Raw genomic sequence first — 17,812 nt, 5'->3', positions numbered from 1 at the left:
GAGCAACGGCTCGTTCAAGAAGTAATAGAAGTGGCCGTCATTGCCACGCGCACCTTCTCCGGTCAATTGATATTGAACCGTGTTGTTCAGGGCGCCGACGTCTTCGATCAAACGCATATAGTCGTTCGGTCCGAGCGTCGTCTGCATGTTGTCGCCGACCGCTTTGAGCACTTTGTCATAGTTGTTGATCAATGACGTGCCGAGCGACTGCTCGAGCACAGCGTTGATGACTTCCATTTGACGTTGGCCGCGCCCGATGTCCCCGCGCGGGTCGTCATAGCGGTTTCGGACATAAGCGAGTGCTTCTTCGCCCGACAGCTGCTGAAGACCGGCTTCGACTTGGACGGTTTCGCGTGATGCGTCATAACTCTTCTGTTCAGACGAGAACGGAACGTCGATTTCGACGCCGCCGACGGCATCGATGAAGTCGACGAAGCCTTGGAAGTTGAGCGACACGACGTGGTCGATTTCAACACCGACTAGGTCTTCGACTGTATTCGTCGACATGCGCATGCCGTTGTTCGGATTCGACTCGTCCATCGATCCGAAATAGTAGGCGTGCGTGATTTTGTCTTGATCGAGACCGGTCTTACCGTAAGGGATATTGAATCCTGTATAATCGATATTGACGTACGAGTCTCGCGGAATGCTGAGCATCGTCGTCTGCTTGTCTTTCTTGTTCAAAATGACGACAATCATGACGTCAGAGCGACCGAACTCCCCTCGCGCTTTCTTTTGTGGGGAGAGATCGGTGCCGAGCACGAGGAAACTTTCGGTGTCCTCTTTATCAAACCGGGTCGGTTCGATCGTCGGGTCGTCCTCGAGCGTCACTTGTGTGCCGGACAACATGTTGTGCGCTTTATAAAAAGCCGCCCCATACATGCTAGAGCCGACGATGACGGCAATGAGGATCAGCGAGCTGAACACTTTATAAAACGCAGACGGACCTTTACGCCGTCTACGCGCCTGAGTTCTTGAGTTCATGTTTTTCTCCTTCACGGTCGAATGATACGAGCTTCACTTATTATAGAGGAATCCTCGAGTTTTGTCGAAAACGTTTTGATGACAAACTCATTTCCATACATTTTCCCACAATCGCAACCAAAAAAACCTGGGGACATGCGTCCCCAGGTTGAACGGTTATGAGCGGATCGAGAAGAACCGTGCGGCTGCTTCGCTTCCGCGTGCCTGTAAGGCTTGCGCGCATTGTGAGGCCGCCTCGGTATCAAGTACGATTGTGACACTCGGATGCGCCTGTAAAATCGTCGCGGGCCAATCGACAGACGGCACACTCTCGATCATGTGATGGACCGCGTTCGCTTTTCGGTCTCCCGTTGCGACGAGAACGATCTCGCGCGCGTTCATGATCGTATCGAGTCCCATCGTGATCGCGTGCGTCGGAACTTCTTCGCTTGCATCGAAGAAGCGGCGATTCGCCTCCCGCGTCGACTCGGTGAGCGCTGTAACGTGCGTCTTCGCATCGAGCGCCGTCCCAGGTTCGTTGAACGCGATATGCCCGTTTTCACCGATCCCGAGCAGTTGAAGATCGACACCGATCGATCGGACGAGCTGTTCATACCGCTCCGCTTCAGCATCAGGGTCTTTTGCGTCACCACGCGGTAGGTGGCTTTCTTTGAACGGAACATCGTTGAACAGACGTTCTTCCATGAAATGATTATAGCTTTGAGGATGACTCGGAGCGAGCCCGATATATTCGTCCAAATTGACGCTCGTCACATGGCGGCAATCGAGCTGGTCCTGCTTGAACATCTTGTACATCCCGACCGGCGTGCTCCCCGTCGCAAGCCCGAGCACGAACTCCCGTTTCCCGGCCAAGCGCTCTTTAATGAGCGTGTAGGCAATCTGTTCAGCGTCCGCTGGTGTCTTCGCTACTAATATGTTCATTTCACGTCCTCCTTCTCAAATCCGATGCGTCCTTGGTGAATTGTCTGCTCGACCGTCAATGACTCGTCCCAGATGATGAGATCAGCGTCAAACCCTGCTGCGATTGAGCCTTTTTTACTCAAGCCGAACTCCGCGGCTTGGTTCGCGGACGTCATCTTCACGGCTTCTTGAACCGTGCATCCGGTGAAGGCGATGATGTTGCGGAACGCCGCGTCCATCGTCAACACACTTCCAGCCAAGTTACCGGCTTCAAGCCGCGCCGCGCCGTCCTCGACGATGACCGGTTGTCCTCCGAGCTCGTAACGCCCGTCCGGAAGACCTTTCGCCCGCATCGCATCCGTGATGACGATGAGACCGTCCGCGCCTTTCAAGCGATACGCGAAATCAACCATCTCGGGGCGGCTGTGAATCCCGTCCGGAATAATTTCAACCGTGACGTCCCGTTCTAACAGGCAGTAACCGACCGTCCCCGGTTCACGGTGGTGCAGCCCGCGCATTTGATTGTATAAATGTGTGCCGTGCTTCACGCCAGCCGCTTTGTTCTCGGCAAACGTCGCATTCGTATGACCGGCTGAGCCGATGGCACCCGATTCAATCATTACTCGCTCAAGCTCTCGTGCGCCCGGACGTTCCGGTGCATACGTGACGAGTCGGATGTGACCGCCCGCCTCGTCTTGCCAGATGCGAAACTGTTCGGCGTCAGGATCGATAATATATTCTGCGGGTTGAGCCCCCGCGTTCTCGACGTTGACGAACGGTCCTTCTAGATGGATACCGGCAACCGTCGTCTCGTTTGACTCGATGACGTCACGGACAGACTCGAGCGCCTTGGTGATTTCTTCCGGTGACTGCGTGATCGTCGTCGCAAAAAACGAGGTCACTCCTTCGGCGAGCATCGATTGACTGAGGAATCGTAACCGGTCTCGGTCCGCATCCATCGTGTCGACGTCATAACCCCCGTGGACATGTACATCAATCATGCCAGGTGTCACGAGTTTTCCTGCGACATCGATCACTGTCTCATCTCCAGCCTCATAGTCAGCCATCGCTCCGACCGCTTCAATCGTTTTCCCATTTATCCGAACGTAACCGCGTTCCCACGTCTCCTGTCCAGAAACGAGGTATGCGTTGATAATCACCATCATCAGTCATTCACCCTTTCACTGCTATTCTCGACAATAGCATAACAAAAATAAGTATAGTTGTATAGACCAATTTATCCGTTTTAAAAAAATCAGCAAATCATCAGTCATTTGCCCGACTTCCCATCGACTCAAACAAAAAAAGGCTGAACCCGGGCGAACCGGCATCCAACCTTATTTTGTCACGTTGTCTCTTCGACAGCTGATTTTGTATTGTATCGTTTGACGATATGGACGAGGCGCATGAACAAGAGCACTGCCCCGGCGGCAAGTCCGACGATGAGCCCAATCCAATAACCATCGGGACCGAAGCCAAACCGTTCCGTGAGTAAGTAGCCGAGCGGCAGTCCGATCACCCAGTAGGCGATGAGCGACAACACGAGCGTCACGTTGACGTCTTTGAAACCGCGCAAGATGCCTTGAATCGGGGCGGCGACAGCGTCAGATAATTGGAAGAAGACCGCAAAGATCATGAAGTGGGCCGCAAGCTCAACGACAGCGGCGTCATTCGTATAAATGGCGGCGACACGTTCATTCTGCCAGAACAACAAGGCGCCTGAAAATGATGACACGGCCAGACAGAGCGCGATTCCAATCTTAGCATAGCGCACCGCGTCTTGAAGCCGACGGGCGCCGAGTTCATAGCCGACGACGATCGTCAAAGCGCTCGAGGCGGACAACGGCAACATATAGACGAACGAGGCAAAGTTGATTGCCGCTTGGTGGGCGGCGACGATGTTGTCCCCGTATTCACTGAGAAGCAGCGTCACGGCCGCGAAAATACTGACCTCGGCAAAGATGGCGAGGCCGATTGGCGTCCCGAGCTTGAGCAGCTCTTTTTGGCGCGGCCATGCTAAACGATCCGGCGCACGCAGGAACCGATACTCAAGGAACGGTTTCCCGCTCCGGACGAACGCGAACGCCATGAAGAAGAGAAGCCAATACGTGATCGCAGAAGCGATGCCGGCCCCGATGCCCCCATAAGCAGGAAGTCCGAGCTTCCCGAAAATGAAGATGTAGTTTAACCCGACGTTAATGGGTAACCCTAATAGTATAAGCAACATGGAGATTCGGGTTTTTCCGAGTGAATCCATGAGCGTCCGGAGCACGTTGAACAAGAACATCGGCAAGACGCCGAATCCGAGCGCGAGCAAATAGCCTTTGGCGATCCGTTTTCCTTCCTCACTTAGCCCCATCCCGTCCACTGCGGCCGGAACGAGGAACGCACCGAGGACGAGCGTCGCGATGCTCAGTCCGATCGCTAAGTAAACGCCTTGATACAGCGTCCGTTGGATATGTTGGATATTACGGGCCCCGAGCGCCTGAGCGACAATCGGTGCGACAGCAAGCAGAATCCCGCTCAGTCCCGTATAGACCGGCATCCATAGACTCGAGCCGACACCGACGCCAGCTAAGTCGACGGCCCCAGCTCGGCCTGACATGACCGTATCGAAGAAGCTAATTAAGTAAAATGATACTTGAGTAACTAAAATCGGAAAGAAAATCGTGAAGAATAATTTTATTTTTTCGTTAAGTGAATGCGTTTGATACATGGACAACCCTCATCTCATTTCAGAAAGGAACAAATTCGGATGAATCAACGGAATGCAGAGAAGCTAAAGTATGAACTATTGGAAACATGGAATACGTTCAATCATTATATGACCGAAGCGCTCACCTTTCATAACACAGAAGACGTACACCAAGCCCGGGTCCATTTGCGCAAGTTGCTGACGTTCATGCAACTGTACGATACGAAACCTTCCACATATCGGCAATTGAAACAGCTAATGGAAGCGCTCGGTGCGGTCCGTGACGGGGACGTGTTGCTCCAAGGACTCGCAATCGAGACCGGGCTCGAGCAGGCGTTTGCCGATCACATGGAAGCGAACCGCGCCAAAGACCGGACGATATTAAATTCGCGCGTCACCGAAAAGATGACGCCGTCGCTCGACCAACAAGTGCGCCGCTTCATCGGCGGTCAATTGTATCGCTCGTTAAAGAAGCAAGACGCCTCAGCGTTTCTCGATAAGGCAAAATCGGAGCGGAAACGCCGCGTCGAGTCCCACCACCACGCCACATCAAAGCATGACCGGCTTGAGACACTCCATAAAGTCCGGCTCGCCGTGAAGCGTGAACGCTACTTGCACGAGTACTTGTTAAACTACGAAGAAAAGGCCTCAAAAGACCAGGTCCAAAAGTTAAAACGGCTCCAAACCGAGCTTGGTGAGATGAACGACCGTCATCAATTGCTGCTGCGCTGGACCGATTTTTCACCGCCAACAGAATACGTTTCGGCGTATGAACGACTCATTGACACACTGCACGAGCAACTTGACGCTTCTGTCGACGCCATCAAGCTCTAGCGTGACGTGTAGCGTTCGACGAGCAGTTCGAGTAGCTTCATACCAGCAATCGAATTGCCTTTTGAGTCGAGCGCAGGACCGAAAATCCCGAAGCCGACGTCGCTCAGTCCAAGTTCGTGCTTCCCGGTCGCGAGAATCGCACCCGACACCCCGCTCTTCCCTGGCAGACCGACACGGACCGCAAACTCACCGGAGGCGTCATACATGCCACACGTCGTCATAATCGCTTTGACGATGCGGACGACCCGGCGCGGAATCAACTCTTCGCCTGTGACCGGGTCTTCCCCGTTGCCCGCGAGCACCCGTCCGATGCGGGCCAAGTCAAAACAGTCGATCTCGATGGCACATTGTTTCGTATAGACGTCGATGATCTCATCGACGTCACCTTCCACGATGCCGTGGTGGCGCATGAAATAAAGCAAGGCCCGGTTTAAGTCGGTCGTCTCGTATTCCGAGCGGGCGACTTTTTCGTTGTACGTCACTTCTTCGACTGGTACGCCGAGCAATGTCGCTAAAAATTGACGGAACTGATAAATCTTAAGTTCCGCCGTATCCCCTAATATCATGCTCGTGACGGCTAGCGCCCCGGCGTTAATCATCGGATTGAGTGGTTTCGATGGCACGGTCTCTTCGAGCTTGGCGATCGAGTTGAACGCATCACCCGTCGGCTCCATCCCGACTTTCGAGAACACGAAGTCCTCACCGAACTCCATCAATACGTAACAAAGCGCGAGTGCTTTCGAGACGCTTTGGATCGTAAATTTATGATGGACATCACCCGCATGGATGTAAGAACCGTCAGGCAGGCAAATCGCCACGCCGAGTAAGTCATCCTTGACATGTGCGAGCTCAGGGATATAATCCGCCACTTTCCCTTGAGCCGTATACGGACGACACTCGTCGACCAAATGCGCCAACTGCTGTTCTAATACGTTCATCAAACTCACCCCATATCCGATAGTTTACAACCGGCTCATCTTATCATATCTTCTCAAGCTTAGCCATCCGGGGGACCGTCATCTTTGGACCATCCTGGCTTGTACCAGTCCTCGTCGGCCCAAATGACCGGCGGGCTTTCCTCATCCCCGGCAAGCTTCTCTCCATGTCGGTTCATCGCGGTGATGAATGCGACAATCCCCACGACGACAATCGAAGCAGTGATGCCGAACCAAACCATAGTCGCCCCTCCCTTTCATCCGTGACAATTTCGTCTAGAACCGTGTGATACTTATCCTATGTCTACACCCATATTCTCGGTACGGTTAGTTCGAAGACTATATAGAAATGGGTGAATCGATTGAACAACATTGCGATTATCGGGGGCGGCATCACCGGCATGGCCGCTGCCTACTATGCGAAACAGGCCGGTGCACACGTCACACTCTACGAATCGAGTGATCGGGTCGGCGGGAAAATCAAGACAGTTTATCGGGACGGATTTGTACTCGAATGCGGTCCCGACGGTTATATGGCCAGAAAGCCGACGTTGACCGAACTCATCACCAAACTCGGTCTTGATGAACAGCTCGTTCGTTCACAGACCGGCACGTCTTACATATACGTTCGCAACAAGTTACGGCAAATGCCTGCGGGTTCCGTCATGGGCATCCCCACGAAATTTTGGCCGATGGTGAAGACCGACCTGTTCACGTGGCGTGGAAAGGCTCGGGCCGGGATGGACTTGGTGCTCCCCCGCGTCTATGCGGGCGAAGACATTTCGCTCGACACGTTTTTCCGGACCCGGCTCGGCTCTGAAGTCGTCGAATCGATGATCGAACCGCTCCTATCAGGCATTTATAACGGGACGCTTCAAGATATGAGCATCGAGTCTACTTTCCCTCAGTTTATCACGATTGAACAAAAAACACGCAGCTTGATTCTCGGCATGAAAGCACTCACGCCGCCTGTACAAGCCGGAGTGAAACCGCGTGAGGCCGGGAAGTTTTTATCGTTACAAAACGGGCTCGGAATCCTCATCGAGGCGCTCCGTCCGTCGATCGACCGCCTCTACACCGACACCCGTGTCGCCTCGGTCCGCCCTCATGAGATCGAGCTCGAGGACGGTACGATCGAACAGTTTGACGGCATCATCTTAGCGACTTCGCCGAATGCACTCGGCCCGATCCTCGGAATCCCCGAGGCGGAGCGACTATCTCAATTGAAGCGCACCTCATCGATCACCGTCCTCGCGGCGTTCGACGAGAAAGATGTGGCGGCGCTCGACGGGACAGGTTACGTTATCGCCAAAGCGGAAGCTAATGCGTTAACCGCCTGCAGTTGGATGCATAAGAAATGGCCCCACATGGCACCGAAAGGTAAGGCGCTCTTGCGCGTCTATATCGGTTCCGATCACGTTCCCGGCTTATTAGCCGCAACGGATCAAGCGATCGCCGAGTTTGCGTTAAACGAGCTCCGCAAGATTCAACACGTCGGGACACCGCTCTTCACGAAAGTCGAGCGCCACGTCGATACGATGCCGCAGTACGAGGTCGGCCATAAGCAACATGTGCACGCGTTCGAACATGCCTTGGCCGCTCTCGACGGCGTCGAGGCGTGCGGGGCGATCTTACACGGGGTCGGGCTTCCCGACTGTGTCGATTCCGCCAAACAGGCCGTCACACGGGCGATGACGGCGAAGCAGGTGGTGCGCTCATGAAACGGATTGATTACAATGAGAACCCGTTCATCGTCATCTGGGAAGTGACGCGTGCGTGCGCCTTGTCTTGCGTCCATTGCCGGGCCGAGGCGCAGTACCATCGTTACCCTGATGAATTAGACACGGCGCAAGGCAAGGCGCTCATTCGTGACATTTACGCGATGGACAACCCGATTCTCGTCTTCACGGGCGGCGACCCGCTCATGCGCGAAGACTTGTTCGAGTTGACTGAATACGCGGCGTCACTCGGCATGCGCGTCTCAATGACCCCATCAGCGACGCCACGGGTGACTCATGACGCGGTCAGACGGGCCAAAGCGGCCGGATTGACACGCTGGGCGTTCTCACTCGACGGTGCGGACGCAAAAACGCACGATCATTTCCGCGGGACACGCGGGAGCTTCGAGCGGACGATCCGCGGCATCTCCTATTTCCGGGAGGAAGGCATGTCGTTCCAAATCAATACGACCGTGACCGAGTACAACGTCGACCAACTGCCAGAGATCGCGAAACTCGTTGGTGAGCTCGGCGTCTCGGTCTGGACGTTGTTCTTCCTCGTCCCGACCGGTCGCGGCTCGCTCCTGCAACCAATCTCACCGGAACGACATGAGGACGTGCTGCGCTGGGCATTCGCGCTGCAAGAACATGTGCCATACATCATCTCGACGACCGAGGCCCAGTTCTATCGCCGGGTCGCCCGGCAAGAAAATCAAAAACGGAAAGACGCAGGACTCGCGCCGATCGGTCATCCGCATGACGACCTCGCCAAAGCGCCACGCGGGACGAATGACGGCAACGGCTTCGTCTTCATCTCGCACACCGGTGATGTCCAACCGTCCGGCTTCCTGCCGATCAACTGCGGCAACGTCAAAACGACACCGCTCGCCGAGATTTATCGGGAACATCCGGTGTTCAAGACGCTGCGTGACCCGGACACGCACGGCGGCAAATGCGGCTACTGCGAATACCGTTACTTATGCGGCGGATCGCGGGCCCGAGCCTACGCTGTCACCGGCGACTATAAGGCAGAGGAACCGTATTGTACATATCAACCTGAACACGCGAAATAAGGAGCGCAGGCCTCGGCCTGTGCTCCTTATTGTTTAGTACGCCACCGTCGTCGGACGGAGCGTCAATTCTCCGTTCTCGACGTCGATCATGACGGTCTGACCATCCTCGACGTCACCGGCGAGAATGCTGCGCGCGAGCTTCGTCTCGATCGTCCGTTGTACGTAACGGTTGATCGGACGGGCGCCGAACTGTGGCTCGTACGCTTCGTCGGCGATGAACGCTTTCGCCGCGTCCGAGATTTCGATCCGAATCGAGCGTGCCGTCAAGCGGCTGCCCATCCGAGCGACCGCTTTCTCGACAATCTGTCCGATTTGGGCGCGCGTGAGCGGATGGAACAAGATCGTCTCATCGACCCGGTTCAAGAACTCCGGCCGGAAGTGGCGACGAAGCCGCTCGATGACTTGACGTTCTTCCTCTTCATCGATGATACCGTCTTTCGCGGCCTCGAGTAAAATATCGGCCCCGATGTTTGAAGTCATGATGACGATCGTGTTCTTAAAGTCGACGACGCGACCGTGTGAATCGGTCAAGCGACCGTCATCGAGCAATTGTAGCAAGATGTTGAACACGTCGGCGTGCGCTTTCTCGACTTCGTCAAGCAAGAGCACCGAGTACGGGCTGCGGCGCACCGCTTCGGTCAATTGACCGCCCTCTTCGTAGCCGACGTATCCTGGAGGTGCCCCCACGAGGCGGGATACGGCGTGTTTCTCCATGTACTCACTCATGTCGAGACGAACGATGTGGTCTTCAGAATCGAACATCGCTTCGGCGAGCGCTTTCCCGAGTTCGGTCTTCCCGACCCCGGTCGGACCGAGGAACAGGAACGAGCCGATCGGACGGTTCGGGTCTTTAATGCCGGCCCGGGCCCGGATAACGGCGTCGCTGACGAGTCGGATCGCCTCATCTTGTCCGAAGACACGTTGATGCAGCACCGTCTCGAGGTTGAGCAACTTGTCGCGCTCACCTTCTGTCAACTTCGTCACCGGGATGCCCGTCCATTTCGAGACGACCTCGGCGATCTCTTCTTCCGTCACTTCTTCCCGGACGAGTTCACGCGTCACTGAGCCGGCGAGACGTTCGGCTTCGGCGAGGTCACGTTCGAGCTCTGGAATCCGTCCGTACTTCAACTCGGAAGCCCGGTTCAAGTCGTAGCGGCTCTCGGCTTCTTGCAGTTCGAGCTTCACTTTCTCGAGGTCCCCGCGGATGTGCTGCACGCGGTGTGTCGACTCTTTCTCGTTCTCCCAGCGCAGACGGAGTGCATCCGCTTGTTCACGCGTCGAGGCGAGTTCTTGCTGGAGCACGTCGAGACGTTTTTTCGAGGCCTCGTCGCTCTCTTTCTTCAAAGCGGCCTCTTCGATTTCAAGTTGCATGACGCGGCGCACGAGTTCGTCGAGTTCAGCCGGCATCGATTCCATCTCGGTCCGGATCATCGCGCACGATTCATCGACAAGGTCGATCGCCTTGTCCGGCATGAACCGGTCGGTGATGTAGCGGTTCGACAGCACAGCCGCCGCGACGAGCGCGTTGTCATGAATGCGGACGCCGTGATGGATCTCAAAGCGTTCTTTCAATCCGCGCAAAATCGAGACCGTGTCTTCGACGTCCGGCTCATCGACGAGCACTTGCTGGAAGCGCCGTTCGAGCGCCGGGTCTTTTTCGATGTATTGGCGGTACTCATCGAGTGTCGTCGCGCCGATACAGTGAAGTTCACCGCGGGCGAGCATCGGTTTGAGCATGTTGCCCGCGTCCATCGCGCCTTCCGATTTACCAGCCCCGACGATTGTGTGCAACTCGTCGATGAAGAGGATGATCTTCCCTTCCGCCTCTTTCACTTCGTTCAAGACGGCTTGTAACCGTTCCTCGAACTCACCTCGATATTTGGCACCGGCGACGAGCGAGCTCATGTCGAGGCTGAAGATTGTCTTGTCTTTTAAGCTTTCCGGGACGTCACCGCGGACGATACGCTGGGCAAGCCCTTCGACGATCGCCGTCTTCCCGACCCCTGGCTCCCCAATGAGCACCGGGTTGTTTTTCGTTTTCCGGCTCAAGATGCGGATGACGCGGCGAATCTCACTGTCGCGCCCGATGACCGGGTCGATTTTTCCGGTCTTCACTTCTTGAATCAAATCACGGCCGTACTTCGTCAAGACGTCGTACGTCGCTTCCGGTGACTTCGACGTGATGCGTCGGTTGCCGCGCACGGCGACGAGCGCCTCGCGTAACTTGTCCTCGGTCACGCCTTTGCGCTCGAGCATCGCTTGCGCTTGGCTCTTGTTGAGGAGAATTCCGAGTAGGACGTGTTCGACCGAGACGTACTCGTCACTCATACCGGTCGCTTCACGCTCGGCCGTCGTCAACACGTTAAGCAGCGAGGCCGAGATCATCGGTGTCGTCGGATTTTGAAGTTTCGGTGCGTTCTTGAGCGCCATTGCTACTTCTGCTTCTATCTCCGCGACGTTCAACTCCATCTTTTGCAACAACAGTGGAATGATGCCGTCAGCTTGCGAAATCATCGAGGCGAGGACGTGCCATTCATTCATCTCGCTATGATGATACTGTTTAGCAAGTGCTTGCGAACTGACGATTCCTTCATGCGCTTTATCTGTAAATCGATTGAAATCCATGTTGTTTCCTCCTTATGCTCAGCGTTCTAGTTGTTCATAAACAGATCGGTGGGCGGCGTCGAGCGGTAAGTCGACCTCGAGTTGGATGAACAAGTCGGACCGGACTTTTGAAGCAGTCATGAAACCGCGGCCCGGAATCCGCATCCGTTGGCCCGGACGTGAACCCGGTTTGACTTTCAGCTTGACCCGGCCGCCGTCGAGCGTCGCGACGACGACTTCGGTACCGTCTAGGAAAGCAAGTGGCCGCAACCGTTTGACGGTGATGACGTTCGCTCCTTCTCGTCGATACGTTTCGTCATCGGTGAAATGGAGTTCGACGTACACATCGCCCCGGTCGCCTGATTGACCGACTTTGCTACTCTTGCCTTTCAGTCGAAGTTTCTGGCCCTCATGGGCGCCTTGCGGAATCTTCACGTTGACCGTACCCGTTTGCAGGCGCAAACTCACTTTCGAATCACTAGTCAACTGACTGAGCGGCACGTTGACCCGGACCGTCTCATCTAAATCTTCTTCTACCGCTTGGTTGAAGAAACTTCCGAACATGTCGTCGAATCCGAACGTCCGCGACGTCGTGCGTGATCCGCCACCGAACTGACGGAACAAGTCTTCAAATTGCGCCGAACCTTCCCCGTATCCGTCACCGTCATACGTCCCTTGACCGAACGTCGGGCCTTCCGGACTGCCGTAACGGTCATAATTTGCTTTCTTGTCGGGGTCGCTCAACACATCGAACGCTTCTTGGATTGCTTTGAACTGATCCTGTGCCCCCGGCTCTTTATTCACATCCGGATGATATTGTTTCGCTAGTTTTCGATAAGCTTTCTTAATGTCTTGGTCGGATGCCTGTTTCGACACGCCAAGCACGTCATAGTAGTTTTTCGTCATCTCGATTCACCTCACCTTATTCTTTCCCGTTTCTGTTAAGTCTATTCTACCGATTTGGTCAAAGAAGGTCAAAGATTTTCCTCGTTACAATACATACGAAAAAAAGAGACGCTTCGTTTCATTACGAAGCACCTCATCTGTTAAAAGTAAACTTTCGGTGTATCCATGCCTTCTTCGAACACGATCGTCACTTCTTGCGTGCCGCCGAGTGAGGTGACATTGATACGGACCGGGACGTTCCGATTGTATTCCCAACGGTTCTCAAGCAAACCGACGACGTGTTGCGTGAAGCCGACGAGTTCGGCCCGGCTGTAGAATTGGATTGGGATGTCGATCTCGATGCGTGACAAGTCACCGTTCTGATAGAATCCTTTACCGATCATGCCGCTGAAGTCAGGGAAGACATCAGCGATTCGGTCGCTAAACAGCGTAAACTTCTGTGCGTCATCACGCACTTCGGTCGTCGCCGTATTCGATGGGAAGTAGTAGTACTTCTCGTCGATTGCTTTCCAATCAGACGCGGCTACTTCCGCACCTTCCCCGACGAACGCTGATTTGACGTAATTGCCCGGTGTCGGTGACCCTTGCACCGACTTCATGTATAGGGCGACGTTAATGTCAAGACCCTTAAAGTCTTCACGCTTCCGCAGTTGTGCGACGAGTTCATTTGCCATCCGTTCCCCTTCTGCGATGACTTTTTTTGCATCTAACTTTTCCGTGTACGTCGGACCGAAGTTCGGGGCCTGGAAGACGTACTCACGGTTCAAAATGAGAGCAAACGAGACACCGTCGAGTTGATATCCGTTATCCGTCTTTGTCATATAGTTTTGTTCGATGAGCGACGCCAAATAGAGCGGCGACTTCTTGTTTTCTTCAACGAACTTGTCCTCTGCGACTTCTGCCGTCCCGTTCGCATAGGCCGGGTTGAGCGGTGTCAGGCCTTCAGATGTTTTATCTTTTCGTCCGAGCAGACGAGAGACGTCTTCAGCCGTCAATAATTGCCCTTCTTGATAAACGTATTGTTCAGGGGAGAACGCGCCGGTCGAATGGCGCATGAGACCAAGCTCGACTTCTTCTAGTTCGAGCGATGAGCTGACTTGGCGTTGGGCGAGCCCGCGCGCTGCGGCCGGCTTGAACGGAATCACCATCTGGTAATACGAGTCTCGCGCTTCAATCGCTTGTGTGACACCTTCTGACGTCGTCTCGTTCCCGGTCGGCGTCACTTCTTCTTCCCCCATCGGAATTTTCATTGAACACCCACCGAGAAATACCGTCGCGGCGAGGGCGGGGATTATTATTTGTTTCCATTTCATCTATGTCCAAACTCCTTTGACGAATCAATTCGTTATACACTTCGTCCATTATAACAAAATCGTCCGTTGAAAAAAGTGTCGAAGCGGAATCAGTCGAGAATCACAAAAGTACGTCCCTCGACTCTCATCGAAGGACGTATGCTCAAGTTTTTGAAGACGGCCGGCGCCGGTGTGTGAAGAACAATAGGCCGAGTACAATCAAGACGAGGCCGATCACAGTACCCCACGTCTCGGTCGTGCCGGTCATTGGCAGTGTGCCTTGCTCAGGTGACACGGGCGTAATCGGTTCTGGTACGTATACCGCTTCGTCGTCTTCCCGTTCCGGAATCGCTTGTTTGACGTGGACTGTCGTCTCCGCCGACCGAGAGACACGAGCTGCCTCGTTGACTTCAAACGTGAACGTGACCCGGTTCGTCAAAATCCCCCCGGCTCGAACATCGTATGACGGCAGTAACACTTTTTCTAGTTCGAGCACGACTTCCTCGCCCGGAATCAATCCGTTCTCGACTTCAGCGAGCGCTCGCATCCCGTCGCGGAGCACCTCTGTCGTCTCGCGTTGTTCTTTCGCTGTCAAAGCGCCGCTCGTCCACTCTTCCACCACGTCGACGAAGTAAAGGGTGACGTTCGACGTATTCGTGAGCGTGTACGTATAGAGGATTGTCTCGCCCGGATGGACCGTTTGCGGGTTCGCGACTTTCGTGACCGTGAAATCGAGCCGGTTGAGCAAAACGATTTGCTGACTTTCAGCGTTGACGATACGCCCCGATTCATCAGTCGCAGCAACACGGAAGATGTTCCCAACCTCAGGATGCATCACTTGGTCGTAGTCGCTCGGCACATCGAGAATTACAGTCGTTTCGACGCGTTCGCCGGAAGCGAGACCATCGTCACCGATGAGTCCCGTCAGCTTGCTGCGTACTTCCTCGTTGAAAGCAGTGATGGCATCGTCTTGAATCCCACCGCTGAAAAACTCGTCTTCAATCGACGTGATCGTCAACGTCGCATCGCCCGTGTTCTCGATGACGAACGTATAAGGGATGCGCCCTCCGACGACGGCTTGGTCGATGTTCGCCTCTTTGCCGACTTCAAGTCCGATTTCGACCACTGGTTCGACCGTCGCCGCCGCGACTTCTTCGGTCATCGGCGCCTCGGTTGCCGGTTCTGTCACTTCGCTCACTGGTTCACTGCTCTCGTCTGTGACACCAGGTTCTGTCACCTCGAGCGCTGGGTCTTCAATCGGTAGCTCTTCAATCCGTAGCTCAGCTGTAATCGATGCTGGCGTAAACGAGTACGGTACGCCTTCCTCGTTATATAACGTGACTTGATCAATCAAGGACGTCTCGACTGCTTGAACGTCTATGATAAAACGCCAGACGTCCGCGGTCTCGCGAACCCCATAATACGTAATATCGGCATAGACAAGACTAGCTTCGTCTAGTTTCACTTGCTCTTCAGCGGTGAGATCGACTTGGACGTACAGCGTGCTCGTTTCCGTCGTGTCGCTTGCATAAAGAACGTTTGGTGCCCACATGCCGATGAGTAAAACGAATAACGTGATGAATGCCGTGAACCGTTTGGTGGCGCTACGCATGGTGGTCCCCTCCTCTAAGATGTATGTCCATCAGTGACAAAATGTCCCGACGACAGCGCTCTGGCACGGAGGGGAGATAGAGGGTGAGTGTGCACGAGTCGTGGTGTCAAGAGTACCTCGGTTGCAGAAAAATTTTACAATTTTGTTGTTACTATTCATTACCCGTCCACCACTTTAGTGAATCCGTCCATATACTGAGATTTTTATAAATCAAGTCAACGAAAAAAGACCCTCGCTTCTTTGAGGGTCTTCCGTTCAGACGTGTTCCGCTAAAAAGGCGAGCAGTTTCGATTCATCCCATACTTCGACACCGAGCGCTTCGGCTTTCGACAGTTTTGAACCTGCCTTCTCGCCAGCGACGAGGAGATCGGTGTTCTTACTGACACTTCCGGTCACGCTCGCGCCGAGGAGTTCTAATCGTTTTCCCGCCTCACCGCGTGTCATCTCATACAACTTCCCGGTCAAGACGACCGTCTTACCAGCGAGCGGGGCGTCGGCGGCGACGGACCGCTTCACTCCTTTGAACGTCAAGTTGACACCGGCCGTATCGAGTTCACGGACGAGTTCACGCGCCTCAGGCTTCTCGAAGTAAAGAACGATCGATTCCGCCATCTTCGTCCCGATCCCGTCAATCTCGATCAAAGCTTCAACCGAGGCGTCCATAATCGCGTCCATCGTCTCGAACCGCTCTGCGATGAGCGAGGCCGCCTTCTGACCGACGAGACGAATCCCGAGGGCGAACAACACCCGTTCAAGCGAATTCTGTTTCGATTGTTCGATTGCGGCAAGCAAGTTCGTCACTGATGTCTCACCCATCCGTTCTAAATCAAGGAGTGCTTCTCGCTCGAGGACGTACAAATCGGCGACGTTATGGACGAGGCCGGCCTCATGAAGCTGGGTGATGACTTTTTCACCGAGACCGTCGATATTCATCGCTGGTCGCGACACGAAATGAATCAGCCCTTCGAGCAGTTGGGCCGGACATTCCGGGTTGACGCAGCGATGATCCGCCTCACCGTCTAAGCGGACGAGTTCGGACTCACACGCGGGGCAGCGAGTCGGAAAAACGATTTCTGCCTCGTTCCCGGTCCGTTCGCTGACGAGCGCGGAAACGACGGCTGGAATGACGTCTCCGGCCTTTTTAATGACGACCCGGTCGTTGATGCGAAGGTCTTTCTCTTTGATGAAGTCTTCGTTATGGAGTGTCGCGTACGTCACGGTCGATCCCGCGACCGAAACCGGCGCGAACCGGGCCCGCGGCGTCACTTTCCCCGTCCGTCCGACACTGAAATCAACGTCTTCGATCGTCGTGACGACTTCTTCGGCCGGGAATTTATAGGCGACGGCCCAGCGCGGGCTTTTGGCCGTAAAACCGAGCTGTTCTTGTTCTTCGTAAGCCGCGACTTTGATGACGATCCCGTCAATCTCATACGGGAGTTCTGAACGTTTCGTCACGTACGTCTCGATATAGTCCCACAGCTCGTCCGCTGTCCGACATGTCGTATATTCCCCGCTCACGGCGATCCCGAGACGATTCAAGTAATCGAGCGACTCATCGTGCGACGCGACGAGCTCATCGTTTGAGACGAGCCCATACGCGAAGAAGGCGAGATTTCGTGACGACGCGATCTTCGAGTCGAGCTGACGCAGCGACCCGGCGGCCGCATTACGCGGATTGGCGAACAACGGCTCACCGAGGCGTTCCCGCTCGTCGTTCAAGTGTTCGAACGAACGTTTCGGCATATACGCCTCGCCGCGCACTTCGAACGTCACATCCTCATTCAGGCGGAGCGGGATCGTGCGAATCGTCTTCAAGTTTTGCGTGATGTCTTCGCCTGTCGTCCCGTCTCCGCGCGTCGCCCCGCGCTTGAGGCGACCGTCTTCGTATTTGAGCGAGACGGCAAGACCGTCGAACTTCAGCTCGGCGACGAACAACGGGGCATAGCCAAGATCTTTTTCAATCCGCTCGACCCACTCGATCAAATCGTCTTTCGAGAACACGTTGCCGAGCGAGAGCATCGGGGTATCGTGCGTCACTTTCACGAACGCATCGAGCGGGGCGCCGCCGACGCGTTGCGTCGGCGAATCCGGGCTCCTAAGCTCCGGATAGTCCGTCTCGATTTGAATCAACTCGTTCATGAGCCGGTCGTACTCGGCGTCCGGGACGCTCGGCCGGTCAAGCACATAATATTCATAGCCGTATTGGTTCAACTTTTGTCGTAACGTTTCGACGTGTTCTGTCATCTCCATACGATCACC

The 17,812-nt window shown here is 54.8% G+C and carries 14 protein-coding genes; 3 read left to right on the top strand and 11 right to left on the bottom strand.

The annotated features are described in order from the left end of the window. From A6395_RS11105 to A6395_RS11090, 4 genes are all read right to left on the bottom strand, one after another. Window positions 1–984, bottom strand: a 984-nt coding sequence (locus A6395_RS11105) for an LCP family protein (protein ID WP_071399073.1), incomplete at its 3' end; no start/stop codon positions are given. Between the two features lie 156 nt (window positions 985–1,140). Beyond that, a complete protein-coding gene (gene nagB, locus A6395_RS11100) occupies window positions 1,141–1,905 on the bottom strand; it encodes a glucosamine-6-phosphate deaminase (protein ID WP_071399072.1) in 765 nt (254 codons plus the stop codon). Further along, window positions 1,902–3,050 (bottom strand): N-acetylglucosamine-6-phosphate deacetylase, encoded by a 1,149-nt coding sequence (gene nagA, locus A6395_RS11095; RefSeq protein WP_071399071.1) that lies wholly within the window; start codon window positions 3,048–3,050, stop codon window positions 1,902–1,904. The genes nagB and nagA overlap by 4 nt, the downstream gene beginning before the upstream one ends. A 179-nt stretch (window positions 3,051–3,229) precedes the next feature. Continuing rightward, window positions 3,230–4,600 (bottom strand): MATE family efflux transporter, encoded by a 1,371-nt coding sequence (locus A6395_RS11090; protein WP_071399070.1) that lies wholly within the window; start codon window positions 4,598–4,600, stop codon window positions 3,230–3,232. 39 nt (window positions 4,601–4,639) lie between these two features. Here A6395_RS11090 and A6395_RS11085 point away from each other — a divergent pair, with 39 nt between their 5' ends. After that, on the top strand, window positions 4,640–5,413 hold the full coding sequence (locus tag A6395_RS11085) for a CHAD domain-containing protein (protein WP_071399069.1): 774 nt from the start codon (window positions 4,640–4,642) through the stop codon (window positions 5,411–5,413). On the opposite strand, the gene glsA is transcribed toward A6395_RS11085, so the two are convergent. Both glsA and A6395_RS11075 read right to left on the bottom strand, forming a co-directional pair. Beyond that, complete coding sequence (gene glsA / locus A6395_RS11080; RefSeq protein ID WP_035386199.1) at window positions 5,410–6,351, bottom strand: glutaminase A; 942 nt, start codon at window positions 6,349–6,351, stop codon at window positions 5,410–5,412. The genes A6395_RS11085 and glsA overlap by 4 nt on opposite strands. A 59-nt stretch (window positions 6,352–6,410) precedes the next feature. Continuing rightward, the gene (locus tag A6395_RS11075; RefSeq protein WP_071399068.1) at window positions 6,411–6,590 is read right to left on the bottom strand and encodes a hypothetical protein; all 180 of its coding nucleotides are present in this window, start codon (window positions 6,588–6,590) and stop codon (window positions 6,411–6,413) included. A gap of 111 nt (window positions 6,591–6,701) precedes the next feature. Here A6395_RS11075 and hemG point away from each other — a divergent pair, with 111 nt between their 5' ends. After that, window positions 6,702–8,069 carry a protoporphyrinogen oxidase gene (gene hemG, locus A6395_RS11070; protein WP_084813043.1) on the top strand — a complete coding sequence of 456 codons (1,368 nt, stop codon included), beginning with the start codon at window positions 6,702–6,704 and terminating at the stop codon, window positions 8,067–8,069. Continuing rightward, window positions 8,066–9,139, top strand: coding sequence for a TIGR04053 family radical SAM/SPASM domain-containing protein (locus A6395_RS11065; RefSeq protein ID WP_071399067.1), 1,074 nt, complete (start codon window positions 8,066–8,068; stop codon window positions 9,137–9,139). The genes hemG and A6395_RS11065 overlap by 4 nt, the downstream gene beginning before the upstream one ends. Before the next feature lie 33 nt (window positions 9,140–9,172). Here A6395_RS11065 and clpB read toward each other — a convergent pair whose 3' ends face one another. From clpB to ligA, 5 genes are all read right to left on the bottom strand, one after another. Continuing rightward, window positions 9,173–11,764 (bottom strand): ATP-dependent chaperone ClpB, encoded by a 2,592-nt coding sequence (gene clpB / locus A6395_RS11060; RefSeq protein ID WP_071399066.1) that lies wholly within the window; start codon window positions 11,762–11,764, stop codon window positions 9,173–9,175. 18 nt (window positions 11,765–11,782) lie between these two features. After that, on the bottom strand, window positions 11,783–12,649 hold the full coding sequence (locus A6395_RS11055) for a DnaJ C-terminal domain-containing protein (protein ID WP_071399065.1): 867 nt from the start codon (window positions 12,647–12,649) through the stop codon (window positions 11,783–11,785). Window positions 12,650–12,789: 140 nt separating this feature from the next. Continuing rightward, complete coding sequence (locus tag A6395_RS11050) at window positions 12,790–13,899, bottom strand: CamS family sex pheromone protein (RefSeq protein WP_233589738.1); 1,110 nt, start codon at window positions 13,897–13,899, stop codon at window positions 12,790–12,792. 205 nt (window positions 13,900–14,104) lie between these two features. Then, entirely contained in the window at window positions 14,105–15,553 is a 1,449-nt protein-coding gene (locus A6395_RS11045) for an LPXTG cell wall anchor domain-containing protein (RefSeq protein ID WP_071399063.1), read from the bottom strand. A 255-nt stretch (window positions 15,554–15,808) separates the two neighbouring features. Further along, a complete protein-coding gene (gene ligA, locus A6395_RS11040; RefSeq protein WP_071399062.1) occupies window positions 15,809–17,803 on the bottom strand; it encodes an NAD-dependent DNA ligase LigA in 1,995 nt (664 codons plus the stop codon). Window positions 17,804–17,812 lie beyond the last annotated feature (9 nt).

The sequence above is a fragment of the Exiguobacterium sp. SH31 genome (assembly GCF_001816105.1).
Classification (GTDB): domain Bacteria; phylum Bacillota; class Bacilli; order Exiguobacteriales; family Exiguobacteriaceae; genus Exiguobacterium; species Exiguobacterium aurantiacum_A.
This window is presented reverse-complemented; position numbering and strand designations above follow the sequence as displayed.

Coding starts and splice junctions, on each gene's coding strand:
- A6395_RS11050 (WP_233589738.1), bottom strand. CDS start 13,899: ATGAAAATTCCGATGGGGGAAGAAGAAGTGACGCCGACCGGGAACGAG.
- ligA (WP_071399062.1), bottom strand. CDS start 17,803: ATGGAGATGACAGAACACGTCGAAACGTTACGACAAAAGTTGAACCAA.
- A6395_RS11075 (WP_071399068.1), bottom strand. CDS start 6,590: ATGGTTTGGTTCGGCATCACTGCTTCGATTGTCGTCGTGGGGATTGTC.
- glsA (WP_035386199.1), bottom strand. CDS start 6,351: ATGAACGTATTAGAACAGCAGTTGGCGCATTTGGTCGACGAGTGTCGT.
- nagA (WP_071399071.1), bottom strand. CDS start 3,050: ATGATGGTGATTATCAACGCATACCTCGTTTCTGGACAGGAGACGTGG.
- A6395_RS11085 (WP_071399069.1), top strand. CDS start 4,640: ATGAATCAACGGAATGCAGAGAAGCTAAAGTATGAACTATTGGAAACA.
- A6395_RS11065 (WP_071399067.1), top strand. CDS start 8,066: ATGAAACGGATTGATTACAATGAGAACCCGTTCATCGTCATCTGGGAA.
- A6395_RS11090 (WP_071399070.1), bottom strand. CDS start 4,600: ATGTATCAAACGCATTCACTTAACGAAAAAATAAAATTATTCTTCACG.
- A6395_RS11055 (WP_071399065.1), bottom strand. CDS start 12,649: ATGACGAAAAACTACTATGACGTGCTTGGCGTGTCGAAACAGGCATCC.
- A6395_RS11045 (WP_071399063.1), bottom strand. CDS start 15,553: ATGCGTAGCGCCACCAAACGGTTCACGGCATTCATCACGTTATTCGTT.
- clpB (WP_071399066.1), bottom strand. CDS start 11,764: ATGGATTTCAATCGATTTACAGATAAAGCGCATGAAGGAATCGTCAGT.
- nagB (WP_071399072.1), bottom strand. CDS start 1,905: ATGAACATATTAGTAGCGAAGACACCAGCGGACGCTGAACAGATTGCC.